A 24,488-nucleotide genomic window follows, 5' to 3' on the forward strand; every position below is an offset into this window, starting at 1 on the left:
TCTTCCTAATTCTTGAATATATTACTAACAAAGTCCCTATAAATAGTACTGGATATCGTAGTAGAAATCTGCACAGATTATTGGTCCTGCCATATTTTCTGTCCATTTTAGCACCTACCAAGCCTCGAAAAAATATCTTAGCCCAAGTATCAGCATAATAATTTGTCTTATGCGCACGCAACTCCAACCTAGCGTCTGTTCATCCGCTATTTTTTTCTTAAATTCAGCCTAACTAAGTTTGCGATAGGCACAATTTTGCTGTACGCAAGTTTTACACCCCGCTAAACTAGCTTTACCAGCTGTAAAAATCGGGATAACCGCTGTAATGCTTTTTTTCGGTTGCAAAAAACAACTTTCGGTTAAATTCAAGCCAATTTCACTTAAATCAATTAGTTGTGCCAAGTCTCGTTGCGCAGTCAGTTGCCAATCACCATAACCTGGACTAAATCTTTTGCCCAAATATCGCCCTTGCTTAAAGTAAGCCGTTTTTTCTAACAACCGTCCCGCATAATCTGCAACCTGCTCAATCAAAGCCGTGGCCGCGGCATTGGCGCATAAGCCCCTTGCATAATTATCTTGTTTAAATAGGCTTTCAATGTATTCATCGACTTTCCCACCTACAGTAGCTGCTAAAACCACTAGACTTTGGGCATCTTGCAGGTGACGCTTTAGCCCAGCACTATTAGGCTGATAGCACTTTGGAGCTATAATCATTCCACTAGTTGAGCAATATTCATAAATTTGATAAGTTGCTTGCGGTTTGGCCAAAATCAATAATTCTTGGCAAACTTGTGTCCACAACGAACTTTGCCAGTCGGCAGCCTGTTGTAAACCCGCATAGCGTTGTGCTTCACTTAAATCAATGTTTCTAATTTGCGGATAAATAACTGGCATCGCTACCCCTCCTATTTTTTATTAAATCTATTCATAACTAGATCTATATCTTCTTTTAAAAACAACTCTAACGCCTCCGCTGTAACTGTAATTGCAGTTTGAATTAATTGTTGTTCTTCTTTGTTAAAAGGCTCTAATACGTAATTCACTACTTTTTTGCGATCTTTATCAGGATGGCCAATGCCAATCCGAAAGCGCGCAAAATCCTCACTGCCTAAGTTTTGAATCAAAGAGCGAATTCCATTATGCCCCCCCGCTGAACCTTTACTTCTAATCCGAATTTTTCCACAAGGCAAATCTAAATCATCTTGAATTACCGCAATCTCATTTGGGCTAATATTATAAAATTTCGCAATTTCTCGCACCGCATTCCCACTTAAATTCATATAGGTAGTTGGCTTTACCAGCAACACTTTTTGCGGCAGAAAACAGGTGGCAATTTCGGCTTGCCATTTATTTTGCCAACTGGTTACCTGCCAGCGTTTTGCCAACTCATCAACCACCATAAAGCCGATATTATGGCGCGTTTTTTCATATTCTTTCCCGATATTTCCTAAACCAACAATTACTTTCATCTTTATCTCCCTAACCATTTATATATAGTCTTTCACTAACACAAATTTATACCCCTGGGCCTTAAGCTCACGAATAATTATTTGTACCGCTAAAATTGTATTAGCGCGTGGTAATTTATTATAAGGACTATCACCATCATGCAATAAAATGATGCTACCATTTTGCACTTGCTTTAAAGTCCGTGCCGCAATTATCTCCGGCGCAGGATTTAACCAGTCCTTACTAGCCACATCCCAATTAACAATTTGCAACTTATTTGCTGCAAAAATTGACAGAACTAAGGGATCTTTAAACCCATGCGGCGGTCTAATTAGCTTAACTTCACGCCCTGCTAAAGTCTCTAAAACTTTTTTTCCCTGTTGTACTTGATAAGTAGCCTGCTGCCTATCTAGTTTTAATAAATCTATATGGTCATAGGTGTGGACGCCCAGATCATGCCCCCCAGCCAGAACTTGCTGTACTAATTTGGGATGTTGCAAAGCGTTTTTCCCGACCATAAAAAAGGTAGCTGGCACTTGTTCTTTATTTAATACTGCCAACAACTGTTCAGTATAAGGCGGATAAGGTCCATCATCAAAGGTCAAAGCCACAATTTTATCTGAACTACCTAAACGACTCACTACAGGCCCATAAAAACTATTTCGCGGCAAAACCGCCGCCAAAATACTAGCCAAGAGCAATATTAACCAGAGCCCCAAAAGTGTTTTTGTATATTTATACTGTTTGTGAAATAAAGCATAAGCAGTGTAAATTATTATCCCAACTAAATTAATTGCGAGCCAAACTTTCAAACTAATTTCCATTTTTTCCCCTTTCCTGTAAAGGTTAGTATTCCTATTATACTAAAAGCACTGCTTTGTGTAAATCTAGTTTTCTGCTTTATCTCGCAATATTACCAAATGACTTTGTAATATCTGGTGCAATAAGTGTAACAACCCCGCAAACTGTTAGACGTATTTCTCTAAGTCTTAAAAATTCCAATTCTTTCGCTAATTGCTTACTATACCCTTACTTATTTCAAAAGTTAAAACTAGCTTAAGAACTTTTACCTTTATAATCTACCCCAAGCTTATTCTTTATTAGGCACACCACAACCTTTGAGCTAAAACCCCGCTCTATGTTTTCATGTTGTTAGAAAAAACAGTTTTTATTTTTAGCCGCGATGTACAATAGCCAAAAAACCTAGGCGCAACTGTGAGTATTGCTCCTAGGTTTTTCAGATAAAAAGGTCGCCACAATAACTTCTTATTGTGGCGACCTCTTGTAGATAGTTTATAGAATTATTTTTCGCTACTATATTTAATAGTATTAAGCCTTGCCAAAGCACGGTGTAAAGCAGCTTCTGCCCGTTGCACATCAACTTCTTTTTTCTGTGCCAAACGTTTTTCTGCCCGCTCTTTTGCCGCCATCGCCCGATCATAATCTATTTCTTCAGGTACCTCTGCCGCTGGAGTAAGGATCGTGATTTTATTATGTTTTACCTCAATAAAACCAGCTGCAATACTTATAAAGCGAGAAGTACCATCTAGCATATTTAATTTTGCCGGCCATTCTTTTAATGTAGCAATTAAAGGTGCATGATTGTATAAAATACCAATATCACCATCAACCGCACGCACTACTAATGAGCTGATATCATCAGAATACACTATTCTATCAGGAGTTACAATTTCCAGACGGAGCTTTTTACTCATCTACTAGCCCTCCTTCATGGTCTTTGCCTTTTCCACCGCTTCATCTATGGTACCAACCATATAGAATGCACCTTCTGGTAATTCATCATGTTTCCCACTCAAAATTTCCGCGAAACCACGAATAGTTTCTTTCAATGATACAAATTTTCCTGACAAACCAGTAAATTGTTCTGCAACAAAGAATGGTTGACTAAGGAATCTTTGGATTTTTCTTGCGCGTGATACAGTCAATTTATCATCTTCTGATAACTCTTCCATACCTAAAATCGCAATTATATCTTGAAGTTCTTTATATCTTTGAAGTATTTTTTGTACGCCACGCGCTACTTCATAATGTTCTTGCCCAATAACTAGTGGATCCATAATCCGGCTAGTAGAATCTAGTGGATCTACCGCTGGATAAATACCCAACTCAGCGATTTGACGAGATAATACAGTAGTCGCATCCAAATGCGCAAAAGTCGCAGCTGGAGCTGGGTCAGTCAAGTCATCCGCTGGTACATATACCGCTTGTACAGAAGTAATAGAACCAGTTTTAGTTGAAGTGATCCGTTCTTGTAAAGCACCTACGTCAGTACCCAAAGTTGGTTGGTAACCTACGGCAGATGGCATACGACCAAGTAATGCTGATACTTCAGAACCCGCTTGGATAAAACGGAAAATGTTGTCGATAAACAACAATACGTCTTGGCCTTCACGGTCACGGAAATATTCAGCCATAGTCAAACCAGTTAAACCTACGCGCATTCTCGCACCAGGTGGCTCATTCATTTGTCCGTATACAAGCGCTGTTTTGCTGATAACGCCAGACTCCTTCATTTCGCACCACAAGTCATTACCTTCACGAGTACGCTCACCAACACCTGCAAACACAGAGAAACCACCATGTGCAGTTGCGATGTTATTAATTAATTCCATGATAATAACGGTTTTACCTACACCAGCACCACCAAATAGACCGATTTTACCCCCTAATGCATAAGGTGCAATCAAATCTACCACTTTGATACCAGTTTCTAAAATACGTGTGGTAGTTGCTTGTTGATCAAAAGCAGGTGCTGGACGATGTATTGGCCAATACTCATCTGCTACAACCTTTGTATCATCATTATCAACAGTTTCCCCTAACACGTTAAAAATACGTCCTAAAACGCCTTTACCTACCGGAACTTGAATTGGCAAGCCAGAATCAACCGCTTGCATCCCCCGTACTAATCCGTCTGTAGAAGACATTGCTACCGCACGCACTGTATTGTCACCAATATGTTGCATAACTTCAGCAGTTACATTAACTTTAATGTCACCATTTTGTCCTTCTATTTTTACCGCATTATATATCGCAGGTAATTGTTCCGGAGGAAATTCAATATCAACAACTGGACCGATAACTTGTACTATTTTACCAGTATTCACTCTTTCCCCTCCTTGTTATTTTAAAGCTTCCGCCCCGCCAACAATTTCACTGATTTCTCTAGTAATACCAGCTTGACGAAGTTTATTATAGTTAAGAGTAAGTTTTGCAATTAAATCACGTGCATTGTCTGTCGCTGAACCCATTGCGGCCATACGTGCGCCCAACTCACTTGCTGCTGATTGCATTAATGCTGCATAGACAGTTATTTCTAAATATCTTGGCACTAAAGCTTCTAAGGCAACTTCTGGAGATGGTTCAAAGATATATTCGCGAATATCGCTATTATCTTCTGCAGTTTGCATTACTGCCGCTTTCGGTGTTTCTACAGGCAATACTTTAATTGAAGTTGGTTCATGGTGTAATGGCGAATAAAACTTCGTATAAATTACATGTATTTCGTCATACTCACCACTCACAAACTTTTGAGTCATCTCGTTAGCAATAGTAACCGCATGTTGGTATGTCGGTCTTTCCGAAAAACCAGTATACTGATTATCAATTGTATAATTACGACGACGGAAATAATCAAAAGCTTTACGCCCAAGCGTAACGATAGCGATATCTTCTTGTGGTGCAGTACCTACACGTTGTACTGCCGCTTTAATTAAGTTAGAGTTATAGGAACCTGCTAAACCTTTATCCGCGCTAACAATAAAATACGCGATTTTTTTAACTTCACGCTCTTCCAATAAAGGATGTGATAAATCTTTAGTATTCGCAACTACATTAGATAAAACTTCTTTTATTTTTGTAGCATAAGGTTTACTAGCATTAGCTTTTTCTTGAGCTCTTCTTAATCTTGCCGCCGCAACCATTTTCATGGCTTTAGTAATTTGTTGAATGTTTTTTACACTTTTTATACGACGACGTATCTCTCTTGAACTAGCCATGGCTCATCACCTCACTTCGCCGTGATTGCCATTTTTATCGCTTCCAAAGATATCTTTGAATTCATTAATCGCTTTTTTAAGGGCTGCTTCTGTATCTTTATCCATAGCTTTTTTCTCACGAATGGTTTTGCCAATTTCTGGATAACTTACTTTCATAAATTTCAAGAAATCTTGCTCAAATTTAGTGATATCTTTAATTTCAACATCATCTAAATAACCATTAACTGCTGTAAATAAAGCCATTACTTGCTCTTCAATACACATTGGTACATATTGACCTTGTTTTAACATCTCAGTCATACGCGCACCACGGTCTAATTGAGCTTTAGTTGCTTTATCTAAATCAGAACCAAATTGTGCGAAAGCTGCAAGCTCACGATATTGTGCTAAATCCAAACGCAAAGGACCAGCAACTTGTTTCATTGCTTTTACTTGCGCCGAACCACCAACCCGTGATACTGACAAACCTACGTTGATCGCTGGACGAATCCCTGAGTAGAATAATTCACTTTCAAGGAAAATTTGTCCGTCTGTAATAGAAATTACATTTGTTGGAATATAAGCAGAAACGTCCCCAGCTAGAGTTTCAATAATTGGCAATGCCGTAATTGAACCACCACCACACTCTTTAGTGATTCGAGCTGCACGCTCTAACAATCTTGAATGTAGATAGAAAACATCCCCTGGATAAGCTTCTCGACCTGGTGGACGACGAAGCAACAAACTCATAGAACGGTAAGCTACCGCATGTTTTGTTAAATCATCATATACACAAAGTACGTCACGGCCTTCATACATAAAGTGCTCAGCCATAGCTACACCTGCATAAGGAGCAAGGTATTGTAGTGGTGCACTATCAGAAGCACTAGCAACTACAACAATGGTATATTCCATTGCGCCATGCTCTTCTAAAGTACGCACAACCCGTGCTACAGTAGAAGCTTTTTGACCAATAGCAACATATACGCAAATAACTCCCAAACCTTTTTGGTTGATAATTGTGTCAATCGCTACGGCAGTTTTCCCAGTACCACGGTCACCGATAATAAGTTCCCGTTGTCCACGACCAATAGGAACCATTGCATCAATAGCTTTGATACCTGTTTGAAGTGGTACATTTACAGATAAACGATCTGCAATCCCTGGTGCTGGATATTCAACTTTACGAGTAAGTTTTGTATTTATTGGACCTTTACCATCAATCGGTTGTCCTAGCGCATTAACTACCCGACCAACCATTTCTTCGCCAACTGGCACTTCCATGATTTTACCGGTACGTTTTACTTGGTCGCCTTCTTTGATATCTTTTTCCCCACCAAGAAGTACAACCCCCACGCTATCTGTCTCTAAGTTTAGAACCATTCCATATACATTGTTTGGTAACTCAAGCAATTCGCCCGCCATCGCATGCTCTAGTCCGTGAACTCGAGCAATACCGTCGCCGACTTCGATAACCGTGCCAACGTCATCTATATTAACATCAACTTGGTAACGTTCAATCTGTTGCTTGATGATAGCCGTAATTTCTTCTGGCCTCATTTTCATACTTAGTTCGTCACCCCAATCTCTCTCATATCAATGCTCTTTAAACTTTTCTCCATATTCTTTAATTGGCGAGCAATACTACCATCAATAAGCTTATCGCCCATTTGAATAATGATCCCGCCCATTATTTCTGGATTAACATGTTTTATAAGTATGATATTTTTATTTAAAATTTTACCGACTTTTTCAGTAACTTCTGCGTATTCCGTCTCACTCAAGTTTCTTGCTGTTGTAACTTTAATTTCCACAATATTGTTCTTTTCATTCATCAAATTTGTATAAGCCCGATGAATATTATTAAACAAAGAAATGCGGTTTTTTCCCACCAAAACCAAGAGAAAACTCAATAGAATTGGATCAACTTCTGTTGCCAAAACTTGTTTGAGGATTTCCATTTTTGGTTCTTTAGGGATTAATAAATTCGTAACAACTGAATTTAATTCAGGATTCACTTGTAGTAAGTCCTGAGTTGCATCTAGTTGTTTTTGAATTTCGTCCAACATATTTTTTTCTTGAGCAATTTCAAAAATAGCTAAAGCATATTTCGCAGCTAATTGTTCTGCTACGCTTAACATGGTAAACCACCCTGCTTATCATCTAATTTTGATAAAACATCAGCGATAATTTGCTTGTCTTTTTGTTCATCTATGCTTTTGCCAACTATTTGAGTAGCAACAAGCATTGATAAACTAGCAACTTCATTACGTAATTCCATCATAGCTTTTTGTTGTTCACGAGCTATTTGATCTCTAGCTGCTGCGATTAGACGTTCTTGCTCGGCGCGAGCTTGTGTTATAATTTCTTCACGAGTTTCAGTAGCTAATTTATTAGCTTTATCTAGAATTACTTGTGCTTCATGTTTAACTTCAGCCAGTTGTTTTTCATACGTAGCCTTAAGTTCTTCACTAGCAATTTTATTTTTCTCCGCATTTTCTAAGTCAGAAATAACGCGTTGACGACGTGCTTCCATTAAATCCAATAATGGTTTATATGCAAACTTTTTCAGAATAACTAACAAAACGAAAAAGTTTAAAACTTGTGCAATTAGTGTCATATTAAGATCGAACACTGAGGGTACCTCCCCTTTCTAGCTTTAATTAAAGGGATTGACAATGATCATCAATCCCTTTAACTTTTGCAAAATTACTTAATGAATGGGTTAGCCATAACAAGTACAATTGCTATAACTGATGCGATAATTGGAATAGACTCAACAAGACCGATAGCAATAAGCATGTTGATTTGAAGATTGCTTACTTGCTCTGGTTGTCTAGACATTGATTCTAAAGCTTTAACTGCAACAGCAGCATCCCCTTTAGTTGCGCCCATTACAGCAGCAACCATGATAACAGCAGCAGCTAATACTGAAGAAGCAATAATAATAGCGTTTTCCACAGAAATAGTCCCCTTTCAAATTTGTTTTTCTTTTTTATATTTTGATCAAACAGTTGTTGTTTGAAGCAAAAACTAAATTAATGATGTTCTCTAAACGCCGAAGCAAAATGCGACATTGTTAAAATCGAGAAAATAATGGCTTGTAAGAAACCTACAGCTAAACTAAATAGTATCCAAATATTAGGCACAAGCCAAGGTGCCAACATATTCAACACTATCAACAGAATTTCTCCTGCTAGAATGTTACCAAAGAGACGGAAACCCATAGTAATCGGTTTTGCCGATTCATCAATCAAAGTGATTGGCAAAAACAACGGGTGCGGACTAATAAAATGTTTTAAATATCCTAAACCATGTTGCATACAACCAACTATTTGTACCGATAAAATAACCATAATTGCTAAACCTAAAGTCGTGTTAATATCATTGGTTGGTGATGTAAAGTGGAATGGAAATACCTGTGGCAACAGACCTATTTCATTACCTATGAAAATATACATAAATAAAGTAATAACGAAAGGTGCCATATACTTTCTGCCCTTATCTCCTAAGTTCGCTTGCATCAAACTATTTAGCATATCAATCAAAGTTTCTACAACATTTTGAGCGCCACTTGGCAAATATTGCAACTTTCTCGTTGCCAAATACATAACTAAAATCACAATCGCCATAGTAAACCAAGACATGTATAAAGTCTGCATATTTACCACATGCCCAAATATTTCCTTAGGATAATAATGAATCATATTCTTTCCCTCCTTTCTCTAAGTTATAACTAATCTAGCTTGTTTTTAGCACGCAAGCTGCCTGCTATGCCTTCTATTAGCAAAATTACATGGCCAATTAATATTCCTAGCAAAATTGCCCAAGGCATAAAATTTATCTTAATTGCTACTAAAGTAGCTATTAATGCAAACAAAAAGCGACGTAACATCCCTTTTCGCATCAACACCAGACTTTTTTGAGGTTGCGCTCTTAGTGCCCCTAACATACTAACGTATAATAAACTAAAATCCACTACTCCAGCAATAAAAGCCACCATAGCCAACTTTATACTACTTAACCAGTCTAGTTTTAGTAAACAGAGCCCTGCTAATAATACACAGGCAAAAAAATTTCCCAAAACTATTCGCTTATAATTCAGTGGTAAAGACTTTTGGTTTTGCATTTACTTATCCTCTTTACCCTTTATTTTTAAAAAATCGTTTTTCAAGGTTCTAATAACACTCCACACCGCAGTTCCCATGCCTAAAACGATGCCGATAATTCGTCCCCAAGGAAAATTTAACAAATAATCATCCAATAATTTGCCGATGTAGTAGCCCAAAGTTAAGTTGGCAATAAGAATACTGCTTACAGTGCTTACAAAAACTACAGCTCGAATCAGTTGCTCCCTTTTACTGTGCATCTTCTTCCCACCTAACAGCCCATCCTTATGCTCACTTTGTATTCTATTCGACATAAATTGCAAAAGTCCTGCTTTTTATTGTTAATTATTTTACATCTTACAAGTATATTCTTGGCATTTTTCTGTTGTTAAACCATACTTATTCAGAATACAATTAACAATTCTTTGGCAAGCTAAACCATCACCATAAGGATTACAAGCTGTAGACATAACTCTATAACAACCTTCATCAGACAATAACAAGCTTGTTTTCTGATAAACTTCTTGCTGTTCTGTCCCGATCAATAGTACAGTCCCGGCTTGTATCGCCTCAGGTCGTTCAGTAGTATCGCGCAACACCAAAACTGGTTTTCCTAGAGCTGGCGCTTCCTCTTGAATACCACCTGAATCTGTCAAAATCAAGTATGAATGTGCCATCAACTGAGCAAAATCTTCATATTCTAGCGGATCACACATAATAATTCTAGCTTCGCCGGCCAACTCTTCTGCGGCTACACTGCGAACTTTAGGATTAAAATGTACCGGGAACACTGCGACCACATCGGGATTTTCTTGTACAATCTGTTTAATCGCCTTGTAAACATTACGCATTGGTTCGCCAAGATTTTCTCGGCGATGAGTTGTTACCAAGATAATTTTCTTATTCGGATATTTATCTAAAATAGTTGCTTGCAAATGCGAAGAAATTCGACCCTTGCTCGTAACTTGTTTTAAAGCATCAATTACTGTATTGCCTGTTACCACTATGTTTTCCAATTTCACATTTTCCCTCAGCAAATTAGCCTTAGCTTCAGCGGTTGGGGCAAAATGCAACTCCGCAATACTCCCAGTCAATTTACGGTTCATCTCTTCTGGATAAGGTGAATAAATATCGCCAGTACGTAACCCAGCCTCTACATGCCCTACAGCTATTTGTTGATAGTAGGCGGCCAAAGCACCCGCAAAAGTTGTAGTTGTATCACCATGCACTAAAACCATATCTGGTTTAGTCTGTTCTAACACTGCTCCTAAGCCAACTAAAGCCCTAGTTGTTATATCATACAAGGTTTGTCCTTGACTCATAATATCCAGATCATAATCAGGTACTACCCCAAACAGCTCTAAAACTTGATCGAGCATTTGACGATGCTGCGCAGTAACTGCTACCACTACCTCAATTTGTTCTGGATGTTTTTGCAACTCTAAAACTAACGGCGCCATTTTTATCGCCTCTGGTCGAGTGCCAAACACAGTCATTACCTTGATTTTTCCCATCCTAATTTTCTCCCCCATCGTTTAGCTATTTTTGATAGCAAAAAACGAGTGAGAAGCATTAGGATACAATTATCCTAGCTCTACTCACTCGTCATCTATCAGTGCGTGTTTTAATGCGTCTTTGCGCTCTCTGTATCATTTAATATACCAATTTTTTTGGCACCAATGAATACCACCGCAATAATAACACCGATAATGACCATCGCCACAGAAAAACTCGCTTCTGTAAGCAATATGGCACTAATTCCCAGTACTGCACTAATGCAATACATTAATAATACTGCTTGTTTTTGTGTAAAACCCATCGCTAATAAACGATGGTGAAAATGCCCTTTATCAGGTTGGAAAATCGGTTTTCCATTGCTATATCGTCGCATAATCGCAAAAGCCGTATCCATGATTGGCAGACCTAAAGCAATTGCTGGGACCACTAAGGCAATCGTCGTTGCAGTTTTCACCGCACCCAAAATTGAAATACTCGCTAAAATATAACCGAGAAACATACTCCCAGTATCACCCATAAAAATTACAGCGGGATTAAAGTTATACTTAATAAATCCTAGCGCTGAACCAGCTACGGCCGCTGTTAAAACTGCGGCTGGATAAAAGCCTTGCTTTAAAGCCACTAAAATTACCGTAACGGAAGCAATAATGGAAACCCCAGCAGCTAATCCGTCTAGCCCATCTATTAGATTAACTACATTTGTCAAACTAACTACCCATATAATTGTAAATGGTATTGCAAAATACTCTAAGTAAACATAATCACCTATTGGATTTGCAATCCAACCAATTTTTACATCAAACAAAACTAACACGGCGGCTGCGGCAATCTGCCCCGCCAACTTTACTTTTGCATCTAATTGATAGATATCATCCGCTATACCTAAAGCCACAATCATCGTTGCGCCTATTAGCATACCAATAATTTCTTTTGTCAGGTGCATACTAGCTACTACTGCTATAATAAAACCAATATATATTGCCAAACCACCCATACGCGGTATGGGGTTCTTGTGAACTTTACGCACATCTGGCTTATCTAAAGCCCCTAACTTTATTGCTAATTTCCTTACATAAGGAACTAAAAACCAACTTGCAATCAAACCTATAAAGAACGCCACTGCATATGCTTGCATGACAATCTGCACCTCTTTTGTTTTTTCTTAACTGTTCTTCCAGTAGTATATAGTGTATAACATATCTATAATTTTTGTCAATAATGAAACACTGTTAAAGACAACTATTCTTAGGAAAATACGCAAAAAAACAAAAAGATTATACTTAAAGGCAATTACCTCTAAATATAATCTTTTTTATTTTTTATTTTTCCCAGCGAACAATTTTCACCTTGGCCGCACATAGCATTTCTTCCGCCAATTTATCTGGATAGTTGTTGGCAATAATCACTTTTTCAATACCTGCATTAATAATCATTTTCGTACAAACCACACAAGGTTGATGGGTACAATACAAAGTCCCACCCGCAATTTTTGTGCCATGCACTGCAGCTTGAATAATCGCATTTTGCTCAGCATGTAAGCCACGGCATAATTCGTGTCGTTCTCCCGAGGGAACGCCTAATTGCGCTCTTATACAACCAACCTGAGCACAATGCTCTAGCCCCTTCGGAACTCCATTATAGCCAGTGGCCAAAATATTATTGTCTTTAACAATTAAAGCCCCTACCTGCCGACGGATACAAGTCGAACGAGTAGCTACAACTTGAGCAATTTGCATAAAATAACTATCCCAATCGGGACGCGTATTATTTTGTTCCAAAAATCCGATCTCCTGCATCACCCAAGCCTGGTACTATATAACCATGATCATCGAGATAATCATCTACAGCTGCCGTATAGATATCTACATCAGGATGACGTTCTTGCATTACCGCTACGCCCTCAGGGGCAGCTACCAAACACATCAATTTGATATTTTTCGCACCTTTGCGCTTTAAAATGTCTACTGCCGCTACAGAAGAATAGCCTGTTGCCAACATCGGATCCACCAAAATAAATTCTCTTTCTGTCGCATCAGCTGGCAATTTACAATAATATTCTACCGGTTTTAAAGTTTCTGGATCGCGATATAAACCAATATGACCTACTTTCGCATTAGGAATTAAGTTTAAAACCCCACCTAACATGCCTAAGCCAGCTCTTAGAATTGGCACTACCCCAACTTTGCGACCCACTAAAATTTTACCAGTACATTCTGCTACTGGAGTTTTAACCTTGAAATCTTCTAAGGGCAGATTACGAGTAATTTCGTAAGCCATCAAAGTAGCAATTTCTTCGAGCATTTCCCGAAAATCTTTCGTGCCCGTTTTTTCATCACGAATTAAAGTTAACTTATGTTGGATTAATGGATGGTCGACAATATGTACTCCCATTTAGCAATCCCTCCTCTTATTTTTCTTCAGTTAAACCCACATACATAGGATATTTCGCACACAAAGCCGCAACTCTAGCAATCGCTTCTTGCTTAGCCGCCGCATCTTCCGGGTTTTTTAGCACCAAGCCAATAATTTTAGCAATTTCTTGCATATCAACTTCCACTAGGCCACGCGTAGTTACCGCTGGCGTACCAATTCTTACCCCGCTAGTTACAAAAGGACTTGCTGGGTCAAAAGGAATTGTGTTTTTATTGGTAGTTACGCCAACTTCATCTAATAAATGTTCCGCTACTTTACCAGTGAGATTTTGCCCGCGCACATCTACTAATAACAAGTGGTTATCTGTTCCACCCGAAACCAAAGTAAACCCTTCAGCGATTAAAGCTTGCGCTAAAGCTTGGGCATTTTTTATAATTTGTTGTTGATATTGCTTAAACTCTGGTTGCAAAGCTTCTTTAAAAGCTACTGCCTTAGCCGCAATGGCATGCATCAATGGCCCGCCTTGAATACCAGGGAAAATCGCCTTATCTATTTTTTGCGCATACTCTTGCTTACACAAAATCATCCCGCCGCGTGGACCGCGCAAAGTTTTATGCGTAGTGGTCGTAACAATATCAGCATATTCAACTGGATTAGGATGCAAACCTGCCGCAACTAAACCAGCAATATGCGCCATATCTACCATAAACATCGCGCCAACTTCTTTAGCAATTGCTGCTATTTGTGCAAAATCAATGATGCGCGCATAAGCACTAGCGCCAGCTACAATCATCTTCGGTTTATTAGCAATTGCCAACTCCCGCAACTCTGCATAATTTATTCTATGCGTAGTTTCATCTACACCATAAGGCACAATATTAAAATAACTACCCGAGATATTTACTGGACTACCATGGGTTAAGTGACCACCATGAGCCAAATTCATCCCTAAAATTGTATCTCCAGGTTTTAAAAAAGCAAAATACACCGCGGTATTAGCTTGTGCACCCGAATGAGGTTGCACATTAGCGTGTTCGGCACCAAATAATTCTTTGGCTCTAGCAATAGCTAAACTCTCCACCACATCTACATGCTCACAACCACCATAGTATCTTTTACCTGGATAACCCTCGGCATATTTATTAGTAAGCACACTGCCTAAAGCTTCGAGGACTGGCACACTTACAAAGTTTTCCGAAGCAATTAGCTCAATTTTATCTCTTTGTCTGCCTAATTCAGCTTGTATTGCTTGAGCAATTTCAGGATCAAATTTTTTTAATGTCATGTGTCTTCCCTCCATAAATTATCGCTTAAATTATTGTGGTGAATATACTGCTCTTGGCCCGCCGATCAATTTCGGACGCGTATAAGCACACGTTAACTGCGCTTGACCAATTTTAGTAATTTCTAATCGGATTGGCACTGCAACTTTTTGCAAATGCATCCCAATTAAAGTCTGCCCAATATCAATCCCCGCCTGTGCCTGAATACTTTCTACCAGCACTGGCTGTTTATAAAGTTGCATTGCACAAGCCGCCATGCTTCCACCAGCTGTTGCTATTGGATAAGCACTAACCTGTTCTAGATTATACCGCATTTGACAGTTCTTTTCTACAACTAAAGCTCTATTTAAATGTTCACAACATTGAATAGCCAAAAAAATATTGCGCTCTTGAACGCTAGTAAGTAGCGAACTTAAAATAACCTGCGCAACTTGGATTGTTCCACCCTGTCCAATATGCTGCCCGAGTACTTCACTAGTACTACAGCCAACAACCAAAATACTCTCTTGAGGCATACACACCTTAGCAAAAAACTCTTTAAGCAATTGTTCCGTTTGTAGTTTTAATTGCTCTAATAAATCCCGGCTAGCCAATTTTATCACAACCTGCTTCTAAAGCCATTATTTTTTCAATTCTTTGACTATGTCTACCTTGTTGAAATTCGCCAGTCAACCAAGTTTGGACAATCAAACCAGCATGCCCAACACCAGTAACCCGTTCCCCAAGCACTAAAATATTAGCATCATTATGTTCGCGACTCATTAAAGCCGAAAATACATCGGTACATAAAGCAGCTCGAATTCCATCAATTTTATTGGCGGCAATACTCATGCCAATCCCTGTGCCACAAATTAAAATTCCCCGTTCCGCTACCCCACTAGTAACCGCCGTAGCTACTTGCTGCGCAATATCAGGATAATCTACCGAAACTATGGTATGCGTGCCACAATCCAGCACTTCCACACCTGCTGCTACTAAAACTTCCTTCATAGCTGTTTTTAAATTCAAACCGCCATGGTCAGAACCTATAGCTATTTTCATTACTATCATCTCCAAGCTTGTGTTTTTTACCGTCTATATTTTAACACATAATTTTTCTTAGTTCGAGTTCTACTTATATTTTCTTAATAATATTGAAAGCCGCCGACTTACGCATCCGATTCATAATCGCCAAACCAAGTCCTGTTACTGGCACCCCTTGCGCATAAATTTCACTCACTTGCGCGCGATCAAATTGGCGTAACACTGCATACAACTTTGCCGCTAATTTTTCAGTCTCGCTAAGTTTACCCCAGACCTGCACCTGACAGGCTACTGCCCCTAGTTTTTCAGCTACTTCGGCACTTAACAATAAGCCAACTTCTGGTTTATGCGCTAAATTTGCGCGGATAAATTCAATAATTTCCGCATTTGTCAATTCTTCCCAAATAGACATTTTAGCTTGTGGTGCATAATGCTTGTATTTCATCCCAGGGGATTTAGGCGTAGCTACTGGCACAAAAGTTTGAATGCTAGCATCTACCGCCACCGCTCCCACAATTTCTTCGAGCATTGCCAGAGTTATCCCCCCTGGGCGCAATAACTTAGGCTGTGCGGTCGTGCAATCTACCACCGTAGACTCTAAACCAATGGCGCTACTATCGGCCATAATAATAGCCGCAATTTTGTTTTGTAAATCTTCTAGCACATCCGTCCCACAAGTTGGACTAGGGCGCCCCGAAGTATTCGCCGATGGTGCCGCAATCGGCACTCCAGCCAGTTCGATTAACTGCTGGGCCAGCTTTAAACTAGGCATCCGAATCGCCACACTATCTAGCCCTGCGGTAACATTATCGGGCAAACCTGCCGCCTTAGGTAAAACCAAAGTCAAGGGACCAGGACAAAAATTATCAATCAAAGCTTGAGCCTTGGGATTAATTTCCCTAGCAAAACTTGCATAATCAGCGACTTGGGCGATATGAATAATTAATGGATTGTCCGCAGGCCGACCTTTAGCCGCAAATATTTTTTGAACTGCCGTAGCATCTAAAGCATTCGCACCTAAACCATAAACTGTTTCCGTCGGAAAAGCTACTAACTCCCCCTGTCTAATCAACTGCGCGGCGCATGCTAAATCCGCACTACTATTTGTTAAAATTTGCGTTTTAATAAAAATCATCTACCTTTGTATAAACAACATTCTTTCAATTCCCGCATAATCGGCGCGAATTTCAAATTTATGATAACCAGCCGCTTTAAACAAATCCACAATTGCGGCCGCTTGACCTTGCCCATACTCCAAAGCTATCCAGCCCTGAGGCGCCAAATATCTGGCCGCTTCCTGCGCTAATCTAGCATACAGCGCTAGTCCCTCTTGCGGAGCAAACAAAGCCTGCTCTGGCTCTTGTAGAACTTCCCGACTTAAACTAGCTTTATCTTTTAGGGCAATATACGGCGGATTCGCCACAATTATTTGATAGTCTGCTTGCGGAATAGACTGAAATAAATCCGACTCAATAAAGTTCATGCGCTCGTTTAATTGATAAGTAGTCGCATTTTCCTTAGCTACCTGTAAAGCGGCCACCGAAATATCCGAACTGGTAATTTGCCAAGTGGGGCGATACATGGCCAAAGCGATGCCAATTGCACCACTACCCGTGCATAAATCTAAAACCTGCACTGCGTCAGGGGTCGCCAGCGGTAACTGTAACACGCCTTCAACCAGCAGCTCCGTCTCCGGACGCGGGATTAAAACTGCCTCATTAACTTTTAGTTCAAAATGCATAAACTGTTTTGTCCCTAAAATATAGGCCACCGGGCAACCTTTTGCTCTTTTGACAACCATTTCCCGATACTGACTCAGCTCTGCTTTGGTCAAAGGCTGTTCATAGCGCACATAGAGTTGAATGCGTTCATAGCCCAACACCTTCGCTAGCAAAATTTCGGCATCTAAGCGTGCACTAGGAATATTTTTTTGTTGAAAAAATTCTTCCGTCCACTTTAAAATTTTAATTATCGTCCAAATTTCTTTTTCACTATTCATTTTATTGCATTTGTTGTAATCTTTCACTTTGGTCAACAGTAATCAAAGCATCGATTAACTCCTGTAAATCTCCATTTACCACCGCTTCTAACTTATGTAAAGTTAGGCCAATACGATGATCCGTTACTCGTCCTTGCGGGTAATTATAAGTACGAATTCGTTCACTTCTATCGCCAGTACCTACTTGACTTTTCCGATCTTGAGCGGTGTTTTTGCGTTGCTCTTCTTCTGCTAGTTCTAAAAGTTTCGCCCGCAACATCACCATACATTTTTCCCGATTTTGTAGTTGTGATTTTTCATCTTGGCATTGTACTACTACGCCAGTTGGAATATGCGTAATCCGCACCGCCGACTCGGTTTTATTAACGTGCTGCCCGCCAGCGCCTGAGGCACAATATGTATCAATCCGTAAATCATTAGGATTAATATATACATCTACTTCTTCGGCTTCTGGGAGTACGGCCACCGTTACCGTCGAGGTGTGAATGCGTCCGCTAGACTCCGTCTCAGGTACCCGTTGTACACGGTGTACGCCACTTTCATATTTAAATACACTGTATGCGCCAAAACCTTTAATCATAAAAACTACTTCTTTAAAACCGCCTAAGCCAGTAGGATTAGAATCTAACATTTCTACTTTCCAACCTCGATCTTCGGCAAAGCGCGTATACATTCTAAATAGTACCCCGGCAAATAAAGCAGCCTCATCGCCACCTGCACCACCACGAATTTCGACAATAATATTTTTATCATCATTAGGGTCTTTAGGGAGCAATAAAATTTTCAACTTATGCTCTAATGGTTCTACCTGCGGTTGCAATTCTTCTAATTCCGCTTTAATCATCTCTAACATTTCATGATCATTAGTTGCCGCTTGCATTTCTTTAGCATCATCAATATGATGGCGTACTTGCTTATATTCACGAAAAACTTCTACTATTTCACTTAACTTAGCATGGGTCCGCGTTAACTTTTGCCACTCGGTTTGATTAGCAATAATACTCGGATCACTGATTTTACTTTCTAAATCTAAAAATTTATCTTCAATAGCCTGTAATTTTCCTAACATCTCTTACTTCCCCTCTATAATTTCAATTTCTTGTTCTTGTTCAACACTTACTGCTGCTGGCAACACTGCTTGCAAAGCTTTAATCGCAACTTCAATTTGTTCGCCATCTGGTTCTCTAGTCGTAAGTTTTTGCAATAGCAGACCTGGCACAATCAACACACTTACCAAGCTACTTTGAGCATTACGCCCCGCATAACGAATTATTTCATAACTAATCCCTGCGATAAGCGGCATTAATAAAATTCTCGAACCAATCCGTTGCCAAATATCTGGCCAACCCATAAAACTAAATACTACCATGCTCACTAACATCACGATTAATAAAAAACTCGTTCCACAACGCGGATGCAAAGTACTAAAGGGACGCACATATTCAACCTCCAAAGGCACGCCCGCCTCATAAGCATGAATAGTTTTGTGCTCCGCGCCGTGATATTCAAATACTCGCTGAATATCACGCACTCGCGAGATTACCGCTACATAAATTACAAAAAATGTCAGTCGAATCAAACCTTCCAATAAATTTAATAACATTAAATTCTCGGTATAACTCTTTAAAAATTTTGCAATAAAAGTTGGCAACACAATAAATAGCCCAATCGCCAATAAAATCGACGTAAACATTGTTACTAGCATTTCACGATCACTCAGTTCTTCCTCTTCTTCACCTGCTAATTGTGCAGAGTTAGACAAAGCCTTCATCCCATAAACTAGTGCCTCACCCAAAGCCACCATACCCCTTAATAGTGGTTGTTTTAATATGGGGTATTTATCTGTCAAACTATTTAAAGGTTGTTGTTCAATAGCGATTTCCCCATTGGGTTGCCGTACAGCCATGGCCATATTACCAAAGCCACGCATCATTACCCCTTCAATTACTGCCTGTCCACCTACAACTGGTTTATCTTGCACGCTATTTCACCTCCAAGGTTTCCCTTTTTCTTCCTTATATATACAAACAAAGCAGAGCCCATATTAAGCTCTGCTGTCTGTTTTGCTATTAATCATTCGGTTTTATTATTTACCATAACGCTTGTTGAATTGTTCTATACGACCACGCGCTGCTGCAGTACGTTGTTGACCAGTATAAAATGGATGGCATGCAGAGCATACATCTACCTTCAATTCCTTTTGCACCGAACCACTTTCGAAAGTATTACCGCATGCGCAAGAAACTTTACAAGCTTCATACTTTGGATGAATTTTTTCTTTCATTGACTTTTTGCACCTCACTTTACATATAGACTAAAATATTATGCCTAGTAAGATGTGTTCATCTATTCTAGGTATTAATCATGTGTCTGAAAAACCATGTTAATTATAGCATAGGAAAATTCGCTACGCAAGTGTATACAGCTTTTTATTGTATATTAAATTTGACAATATTGCAAGGTTTTTTACATAAAGCTCCAACCCAGCAAAAAAATTGTCACTACCAGCGTCTGCATCACAAATACCGGGCGCAAGGCCTTGAAAAAATCCGCCTTAAAATAATCTAAAGTCACAATAAAACATAAATGCGTCGGGGTAATCATTTGCCCAGCAACACCCAGCACTAAGGCTAGACTTGCCAATTTAATATCTTGTGGGGCAATCGCCGCCACCAGTGGCATTACCATCGCCACATGCCCTTGAGAAATCCCCGTTAATACTCCAATCAAGAGCGAAATAATTCCCACCACCATCGCAATCGGCAACGGCGAATTACTTAACACCCGTACAACTTCTTCAAGAGTTTTAGTATAAGTTAAAATTTGAATAAAAAAGATAATACTCATCACATTTAAAATTAATTTTTTGTCAAACGCTTCTGTTAACACCTGAAAAACATTTACCGGCCGCCCGACAAAACGCAATACCAAAAACATGCCTAAGGTTATCACACCCATAGCGATTGCAGGATTAACATAAAAAAACACAATCAAAATAAAATTTAAGACTACCGGCGCTAACGCCAAGCTCACTTCTTTTACATCTTGCTTATTTTCTTGGGGCGTTAAAACCTCTGCCTGCACAGTTGGGATGGACTTTTGGCGTGGAATACAACAAACCCAACCTACGGCAATTGCCGCTAAAGAAACCCAGTACATACTGCCAATTAATTTACTTAAGGGAATCATGCTAATGGCACTAGCCAAAATCAAGCCCGGATTAATCGGATTAATATATTCTACCACATGCCGAAACCAAAAATTTATTACCGTTTTTCCTTGAGCATCTAAGGCAATTTTATTGCCCACATTTTCCACCATCGGCGCCGAAAAACGTGCCCCACCCAAAGATGGTAACAAGCCTAAAAAAGCGGGCATTAATACCAAAGTTAACCGCTCACTTTTAAACCAATGTTGCAAAGCACTCATTAACCCATCTAAGGTGCCACTCAACCTTAACTGTAGTTCTAGACACATGACAAAATACAAAGCAAAAATCAATTCGTAAGTGCGGGGCATAGTCGCAACCGTACTTAGCGATTTAGTCAAAATTTCAACTTGACCACCAGTAAGTAGCCAGACACTTAGGCCACCCGCTAACATCGCCAGCCCAATTGGTTGGCGTTTGCGCAAAACAAACAAAATTAAAAACATCGCCACAAAAATATTAAAAAAAACGTTAATTGTCCTTCACCCCTTGTAATCTCTCTCGTAACATTTAATTATAAACATTATTTTTATAATTACAAGGGAAAAAACAGCTTTTTTAGCAACTGTACAATTGACGCACACAAGCGTCTGCCAAAGCCCCCAGACTAGAAACTTCTCGGTTTTTATCTAAATTACTGGCTGCATAAGCTAACGGTAATTCCGTACAGGCTGTCATAATTAACAAATCCTGCTTCTGCCAAAGTTCTTGCACTAGGTTCTCCATGCGCTCAGCCGCTTGACGAAATTCATTTGCTTTAATTAAGTGAATACAGCTTTGCGCCTGCTCTGCCTGTACGGCATTCGGCAAAAACAATTTAAGATTATGTTTATCGGCATATTTTTGATATAAACCGCTTTGCAAAGTTCCCAAAGTTGATAACATCCATGCGCCTGCCGGACTAGCCTTTTTAGTAGCTAATACCGTTTCTTCTACAATATGAACTAGTTTTTTCGACAAGGGCTGCTGAAAACGATCAATAAAATAATGTGCACTATTGCATGGCACTGCCAATATGTCAGCCCCCAACGAAACCAATAGTTCTAAGTCCGCTCTAATTTGCGCTTGTGGACAAACACCTTTACCCAAAATAGCGGTACTACGGTCGGGAATTTGCGTATCTCCAACCATATATACTACTGGGTGTTCACTGTCATTACTCGCTGGCGCCTTAACCGCTAGCAAGCGTAAAAATTCTGCTGCTGCCGCTGGCCCCATTCCCCCTAACACCCCTAATTTATTCCCATTTAAATGATAGCCCATATTTACAATACTCCTTTTATCCTCTGCGTATACATTATAATGAATAAAGCCACAAGCGAGTTTTTAGTAATTAACTAAAAACTGCTTGTGGCTGAACTTGAAAACTATGTAATTGTAGTCTACTAGACCTTAACTTATCCTCAAAAAACAACTATTTAATTTTAGACAAACCCAGATCTAACGCTGGCAACTAGCTAGCTTTCAAATTTAATTTCTGTCAACTACTAACTAAGTAAAAACATAATCACGGTAGCCGTTACCACCATTGGTAACGCAGTCCGTTTGGACATTTCCATTGGATTAACTTTAGCAATTTGTGCACACACAATTGCCGCGCCTGCAACTGGAGACATCGTTCTGCCCAGTGCCCCACTTAATTGTGCCAAAGAACCCATTTGGGCTACACCCATCCCAAAAGATTTAGCATGTGGCGTAATTGCACCATTAAAGGCCAAAGTTGCCGCATCACCAGAACCACCTAAGATCGCAATAATAAATGGACCATAGCTTGCTGCTACTTTAGCAATACTTTGCGAATTTTTCATGGCAACAATCAAAGCATCAGTTAAGCCAATAGCTTTCATCCCCGCAGTAAACACACCCGCAGCAATAATAATCCCGATAATGCTACCAAAAGCTTCACCCATACCCCCGAAAAATTGTTTAGTAATCTCACCTGGGTTTTGGCGTGTCACAGCCATCGCAATTATTACCCCTAAAAGCATGGCTTGTGGTACACTAATTGCTGGTAAAACCCCAACTTGTTTACTACCTAAAACTAATAAAATCAATGGCAATATTGGAATAATCGCCCACAGATAATTAACTTTAAAACCATCATCATCTTTAATTTCATTTTCTGAATGAAAACCCATATGTTCTTTACGGTAAATAGCCAAAGCTGTAAATACCACAATTGACACTAGCGCGCCAATAATTGCTGGCACCGTATGCACCGCAATGATGCTCATTACATCAGTATTTACCATTTTGGCCATAAAAGCATTATGTGAACCACCAGGGCTAAGCACTCCACCCCAAGTACCTAACATAACTGAACCGGCCGCTATAGCTGGATGCACACCAGCCGACATAAGTGCGGGAATTAAAATCGAACCAACCGCCGCAGCACAACCCGCAGCACTTGGAAGCGCAATGCAAATCAACCAAGTAATTACAATTGTCCCTGGAATCATAATTGCCTTGACGCTATTTAAAGGTTTTACAATTAGATGCACCATATGCGCATCACATTTAGTCCACTTCATAACCACGGAAAATCCATAAACTATACAAATTACTGTTACCAAACCAGGATTCACCATGCTAGTCGTAAACGAGGTTACGGCAGCACCTATTTTGCCAGAAACAATACACATTAGTAAACCACCAGCAATTAGCACCATCCGCGTTTCATACTTTTTAACAATTCCTGCGAACGTCAACAAAACAATTAACCCACCTAGCCAAACCATTAAATACACCTCCTAATAATTTTTTATTATTTATAATAATATTAAGACAATTTAATAAGTTCGACACAGTTTAGGAAAATTCCTGTTTACAATTATGTTTTTTTAATGTTTATTTCTGCTTATTCTCACAAACCTTTTTGCTGGATATCACTATATAACATGCCCATATGCGCCGTATAGTTCAAAAGTACTATTTTCCAAAGTTGTTCGCTTTCGTTATATTCCAGTACATTTATGCAAGTATTATCCTGCTTAATTTGCCAAAAAGCATCTAATGGAGCACCCAGAATTTGCGCAACCAAGACCTTATTAATCGCATCATGCGCCGCAACGAGTACTGTTTTATCCAAATTAGCCTGCGCAATCTCATTTAGCGCCTGCCAACTCCGCTTGGCAATCAACTCGAGACTTTCACCCCCAGGCATCAACACTTGCGCTGGTTTAGTTTGCCAAAGCTTTAACAGCTCACCATATTTGCCCTGCACTTCTTCTGCAAGCAACCCTTCCCACTCACCGTGAGCAATTTCTTGCAAACGCTCATCTATTTGCACGGTTTTGCCTTGCAATTGCGCGCAAAAATCAGCGGTCATATAGGCCCGTTTCAATTGACTAGCATAAACTGCATCCAAAGGTACAACTTGCAAAGCTTGTGCTAATAGTCGACCTTGGGCTAAGCCCCGTTCACTCAAATCCGTATCTACTTGCCCTTGATAACGACCCTCACGATTCCAGTCAGTTTCGCCGTGCCGCACCAAAATTATTCTACATTTAGCCATTTTAACCCCCTAAA

29 protein-coding genes are annotated in these 24,488 nt (G+C 39.6%); all 29 read right to left on the reverse strand.

The window, feature by feature from the left end:
• Nucleotides 1-228: 228 nt before the first annotated feature.
• The 29 genes from SUCMO_RS10055 to SUCMO_RS0100715 all read right to left on the reverse strand — a co-directional run bounded on the left by SUCMO_RS10055 (nt 229) and on the right by SUCMO_RS0100715 (nt 24,474).
• Nucleotides 229-894: a vitamin B12 dependent-methionine synthase activation domain-containing protein gene (locus tag SUCMO_RS10055; protein WP_019878417.1), complete on the reverse strand. Its 666-nt coding sequence runs from the start codon at nt 892-894 to the stop codon at nt 229-231.
• 11 nt (nt 895-905) lie between these two features.
• Nucleotides 906-1,469: an aminoacyl-tRNA hydrolase gene (gene pth / locus SUCMO_RS0100580; protein ID WP_019878419.1), complete on the reverse strand. Its 564-nt coding sequence runs from the start codon at nt 1,467-1,469 to the stop codon at nt 906-908.
• Nucleotides 1,470-1,487: 18 nt separating this feature from the next.
• Complete coding sequence (locus tag SUCMO_RS0100585) at nt 1,488-2,273, reverse strand: polysaccharide deacetylase family protein (RefSeq protein WP_019878420.1); 786 nt, start codon at nt 2,271-2,273, stop codon at nt 1,488-1,490.
• 477 nt (nt 2,274-2,750) lie between these two features.
• Nucleotides 2,751-3,164 (reverse strand): ATP synthase F1 subunit epsilon, encoded by a 414-nt coding sequence (atpC, locus tag SUCMO_RS0100590; protein WP_019878421.1) that lies wholly within the window; start codon nt 3,162-3,164, stop codon nt 2,751-2,753.
• Between the two features lie 3 nt (nt 3,165-3,167).
• Entirely contained in the window at nt 3,168-4,577 is a 1,410-nt protein-coding gene (atpD, locus tag SUCMO_RS11335) for a F0F1 ATP synthase subunit beta (protein WP_019878422.1), read from the reverse strand.
• Nucleotides 4,578-4,592: 15 nt separating this feature from the next.
• Nucleotides 4,593-5,468, reverse strand: coding sequence for an ATP synthase F1 subunit gamma (atpG, locus tag SUCMO_RS11340; RefSeq protein ID WP_019878426.1), 876 nt, complete (start codon nt 5,466-5,468; stop codon nt 4,593-4,595).
• A gap of 6 nt (nt 5,469-5,474) precedes the next feature.
• Nucleotides 5,475-7,013: a F0F1 ATP synthase subunit alpha gene (gene atpA / locus SUCMO_RS0100605; RefSeq protein ID WP_019878428.1), complete on the reverse strand. Its 1,539-nt coding sequence runs from the start codon at nt 7,011-7,013 to the stop codon at nt 5,475-5,477.
• Nucleotides 7,014-7,015: 2 nt separating this feature from the next.
• Nucleotides 7,016-7,588 carry an ATP synthase F1 subunit delta gene (gene atpH, locus SUCMO_RS0100610; protein WP_019878429.1) on the reverse strand — a complete coding sequence of 191 codons (573 nt, stop codon included), beginning with the start codon at nt 7,586-7,588 and terminating at the stop codon, nt 7,016-7,018.
• Nucleotides 7,582-8,082, reverse strand: a complete 501-nt coding sequence (gene atpF / locus SUCMO_RS0100615) for a F0F1 ATP synthase subunit B (protein ID WP_019878430.1) — start codon at nt 8,080-8,082, stop codon at nt 7,582-7,584. Before atpF ends, atpH begins: the two co-directional genes overlap by 7 nt.
• A gap of 74 nt (nt 8,083-8,156) precedes the next feature.
• Nucleotides 8,157-8,408, reverse strand: coding sequence for an ATP synthase F0 subunit C (gene atpE / locus SUCMO_RS0100620; RefSeq protein ID WP_019878432.1), 252 nt, complete (start codon nt 8,406-8,408; stop codon nt 8,157-8,159).
• Between the two features lie 77 nt (nt 8,409-8,485).
• Nucleotides 8,486-9,154 carry a F0F1 ATP synthase subunit A gene (gene atpB, locus SUCMO_RS0100625; RefSeq protein ID WP_019878434.1) on the reverse strand — a complete coding sequence of 223 codons (669 nt, stop codon included), beginning with the start codon at nt 9,152-9,154 and terminating at the stop codon, nt 8,486-8,488.
• Between the two features lie 29 nt (nt 9,155-9,183).
• Nucleotides 9,184-9,576, reverse strand: coding sequence for a hypothetical protein (locus SUCMO_RS0100630; RefSeq protein ID WP_019878435.1), 393 nt, complete (start codon nt 9,574-9,576; stop codon nt 9,184-9,186).
• Nucleotides 9,577-9,816 carry an AtpZ/AtpI family protein gene (locus SUCMO_RS0100635; RefSeq protein ID WP_019878436.1) on the reverse strand — a complete coding sequence of 80 codons (240 nt, stop codon included), beginning with the start codon at nt 9,814-9,816 and terminating at the stop codon, nt 9,577-9,579.
• 90 nt (nt 9,817-9,906) lie between these two features.
• Complete coding sequence (wecB, locus tag SUCMO_RS0100640) at nt 9,907-11,070, reverse strand: non-hydrolyzing UDP-N-acetylglucosamine 2-epimerase (RefSeq protein WP_019878437.1); 1,164 nt, start codon at nt 11,068-11,070, stop codon at nt 9,907-9,909.
• 110 nt (nt 11,071-11,180) lie between these two features.
• Nucleotides 11,181-12,209, reverse strand: a complete 1,029-nt coding sequence (locus SUCMO_RS0100645; RefSeq protein ID WP_019878438.1) for a glycosyltransferase family 4 protein — start codon at nt 12,207-12,209, stop codon at nt 11,181-11,183.
• A gap of 184 nt (nt 12,210-12,393) precedes the next feature.
• Nucleotides 12,394-12,870 carry a deaminase gene (locus tag SUCMO_RS0100650; protein WP_051084552.1) on the reverse strand — a complete coding sequence of 159 codons (477 nt, stop codon included), beginning with the start codon at nt 12,868-12,870 and terminating at the stop codon, nt 12,394-12,396.
• Entirely contained in the window at nt 12,839-13,465 is a 627-nt protein-coding gene (gene upp / locus SUCMO_RS0100655; protein WP_019878441.1) for a uracil phosphoribosyltransferase, read from the reverse strand. Before upp ends, SUCMO_RS0100650 begins: the two co-directional genes overlap by 32 nt.
• 16 nt (nt 13,466-13,481) lie before the next feature.
• Entirely contained in the window at nt 13,482-14,732 is a 1,251-nt protein-coding gene (locus SUCMO_RS0100660) for a serine hydroxymethyltransferase (RefSeq protein ID WP_019878442.1), read from the reverse strand.
• A gap of 30 nt (nt 14,733-14,762) precedes the next feature.
• Nucleotides 14,763-15,323, reverse strand: a complete 561-nt coding sequence (locus SUCMO_RS0100665; RefSeq protein WP_019878443.1) for a TIGR01440 family protein — start codon at nt 15,321-15,323, stop codon at nt 14,763-14,765.
• Entirely contained in the window at nt 15,316-15,771 is a 456-nt protein-coding gene (gene rpiB, locus SUCMO_RS0100670; protein ID WP_019878444.1) for a ribose 5-phosphate isomerase B, read from the reverse strand. The genes SUCMO_RS0100665 and rpiB overlap by 8 nt, the downstream gene beginning before the upstream one ends.
• A gap of 73 nt (nt 15,772-15,844) precedes the next feature.
• Nucleotides 15,845-16,888, reverse strand: coding sequence for an L-threonylcarbamoyladenylate synthase (locus SUCMO_RS0100675; protein ID WP_019878445.1), 1,044 nt, complete (start codon nt 16,886-16,888; stop codon nt 15,845-15,847).
• Nucleotides 16,889-17,752 (reverse strand): peptide chain release factor N(5)-glutamine methyltransferase, encoded by an 864-nt coding sequence (gene prmC / locus SUCMO_RS0100680; RefSeq protein ID WP_028953812.1) that lies wholly within the window; start codon nt 17,750-17,752, stop codon nt 16,889-16,891.
• Between the two features lies 1 nt (nt 17,753).
• Nucleotides 17,754-18,821: a peptide chain release factor 1 gene (prfA, locus tag SUCMO_RS0100685; RefSeq protein WP_019878449.1), complete on the reverse strand. Its 1,068-nt coding sequence runs from the start codon at nt 18,819-18,821 to the stop codon at nt 17,754-17,756.
• Between the two features lie 3 nt (nt 18,822-18,824).
• The gene (locus SUCMO_RS0100690) at nt 18,825-19,733 is read right to left on the reverse strand and encodes a DUF1385 domain-containing protein (RefSeq protein ID WP_019878450.1); all 909 of its coding nucleotides are present in this window, start codon (nt 19,731-19,733) and stop codon (nt 18,825-18,827) included.
• A 105-nt stretch (nt 19,734-19,838) separates the two neighbouring features.
• Entirely contained in the window at nt 19,839-20,036 is a 198-nt protein-coding gene (gene rpmE, locus SUCMO_RS0100695) for a 50S ribosomal protein L31 (RefSeq protein ID WP_019878451.1), read from the reverse strand.
• Between the two features lie 182 nt (nt 20,037-20,218).
• A complete protein-coding gene (locus SUCMO_RS0100700; RefSeq protein ID WP_033297180.1) occupies nt 20,219-21,406 on the reverse strand; it encodes a DUF401 family protein in 1,188 nt (395 codons plus the stop codon).
• 112 nt (nt 21,407-21,518) lie between these two features.
• Nucleotides 21,519-22,223, reverse strand: coding sequence for an aspartate/glutamate racemase family protein (locus SUCMO_RS0100705; protein ID WP_019878453.1), 705 nt, complete (start codon nt 22,221-22,223; stop codon nt 21,519-21,521).
• A gap of 224 nt (nt 22,224-22,447) precedes the next feature.
• Nucleotides 22,448-23,698: a C4-dicarboxylate transporter DcuC gene (gene dcuC / locus SUCMO_RS0100710; RefSeq protein WP_019878454.1), complete on the reverse strand. Its 1,251-nt coding sequence runs from the start codon at nt 23,696-23,698 to the stop codon at nt 22,448-22,450.
• A gap of 125 nt (nt 23,699-23,823) precedes the next feature.
• Entirely contained in the window at nt 23,824-24,474 is a 651-nt protein-coding gene (locus SUCMO_RS0100715; RefSeq protein ID WP_019878455.1) for a histidine phosphatase family protein, read from the reverse strand.
• Between the last annotated feature and the right edge of the window lie 14 nt (nt 24,475-24,488).

The organism is Succinispira mobilis DSM 6222 (assembly GCF_000384135.1).
Lineage (GTDB): Bacteria > Bacillota > Negativicutes > Acidaminococcales > Succinispiraceae > Succinispira > Succinispira mobilis.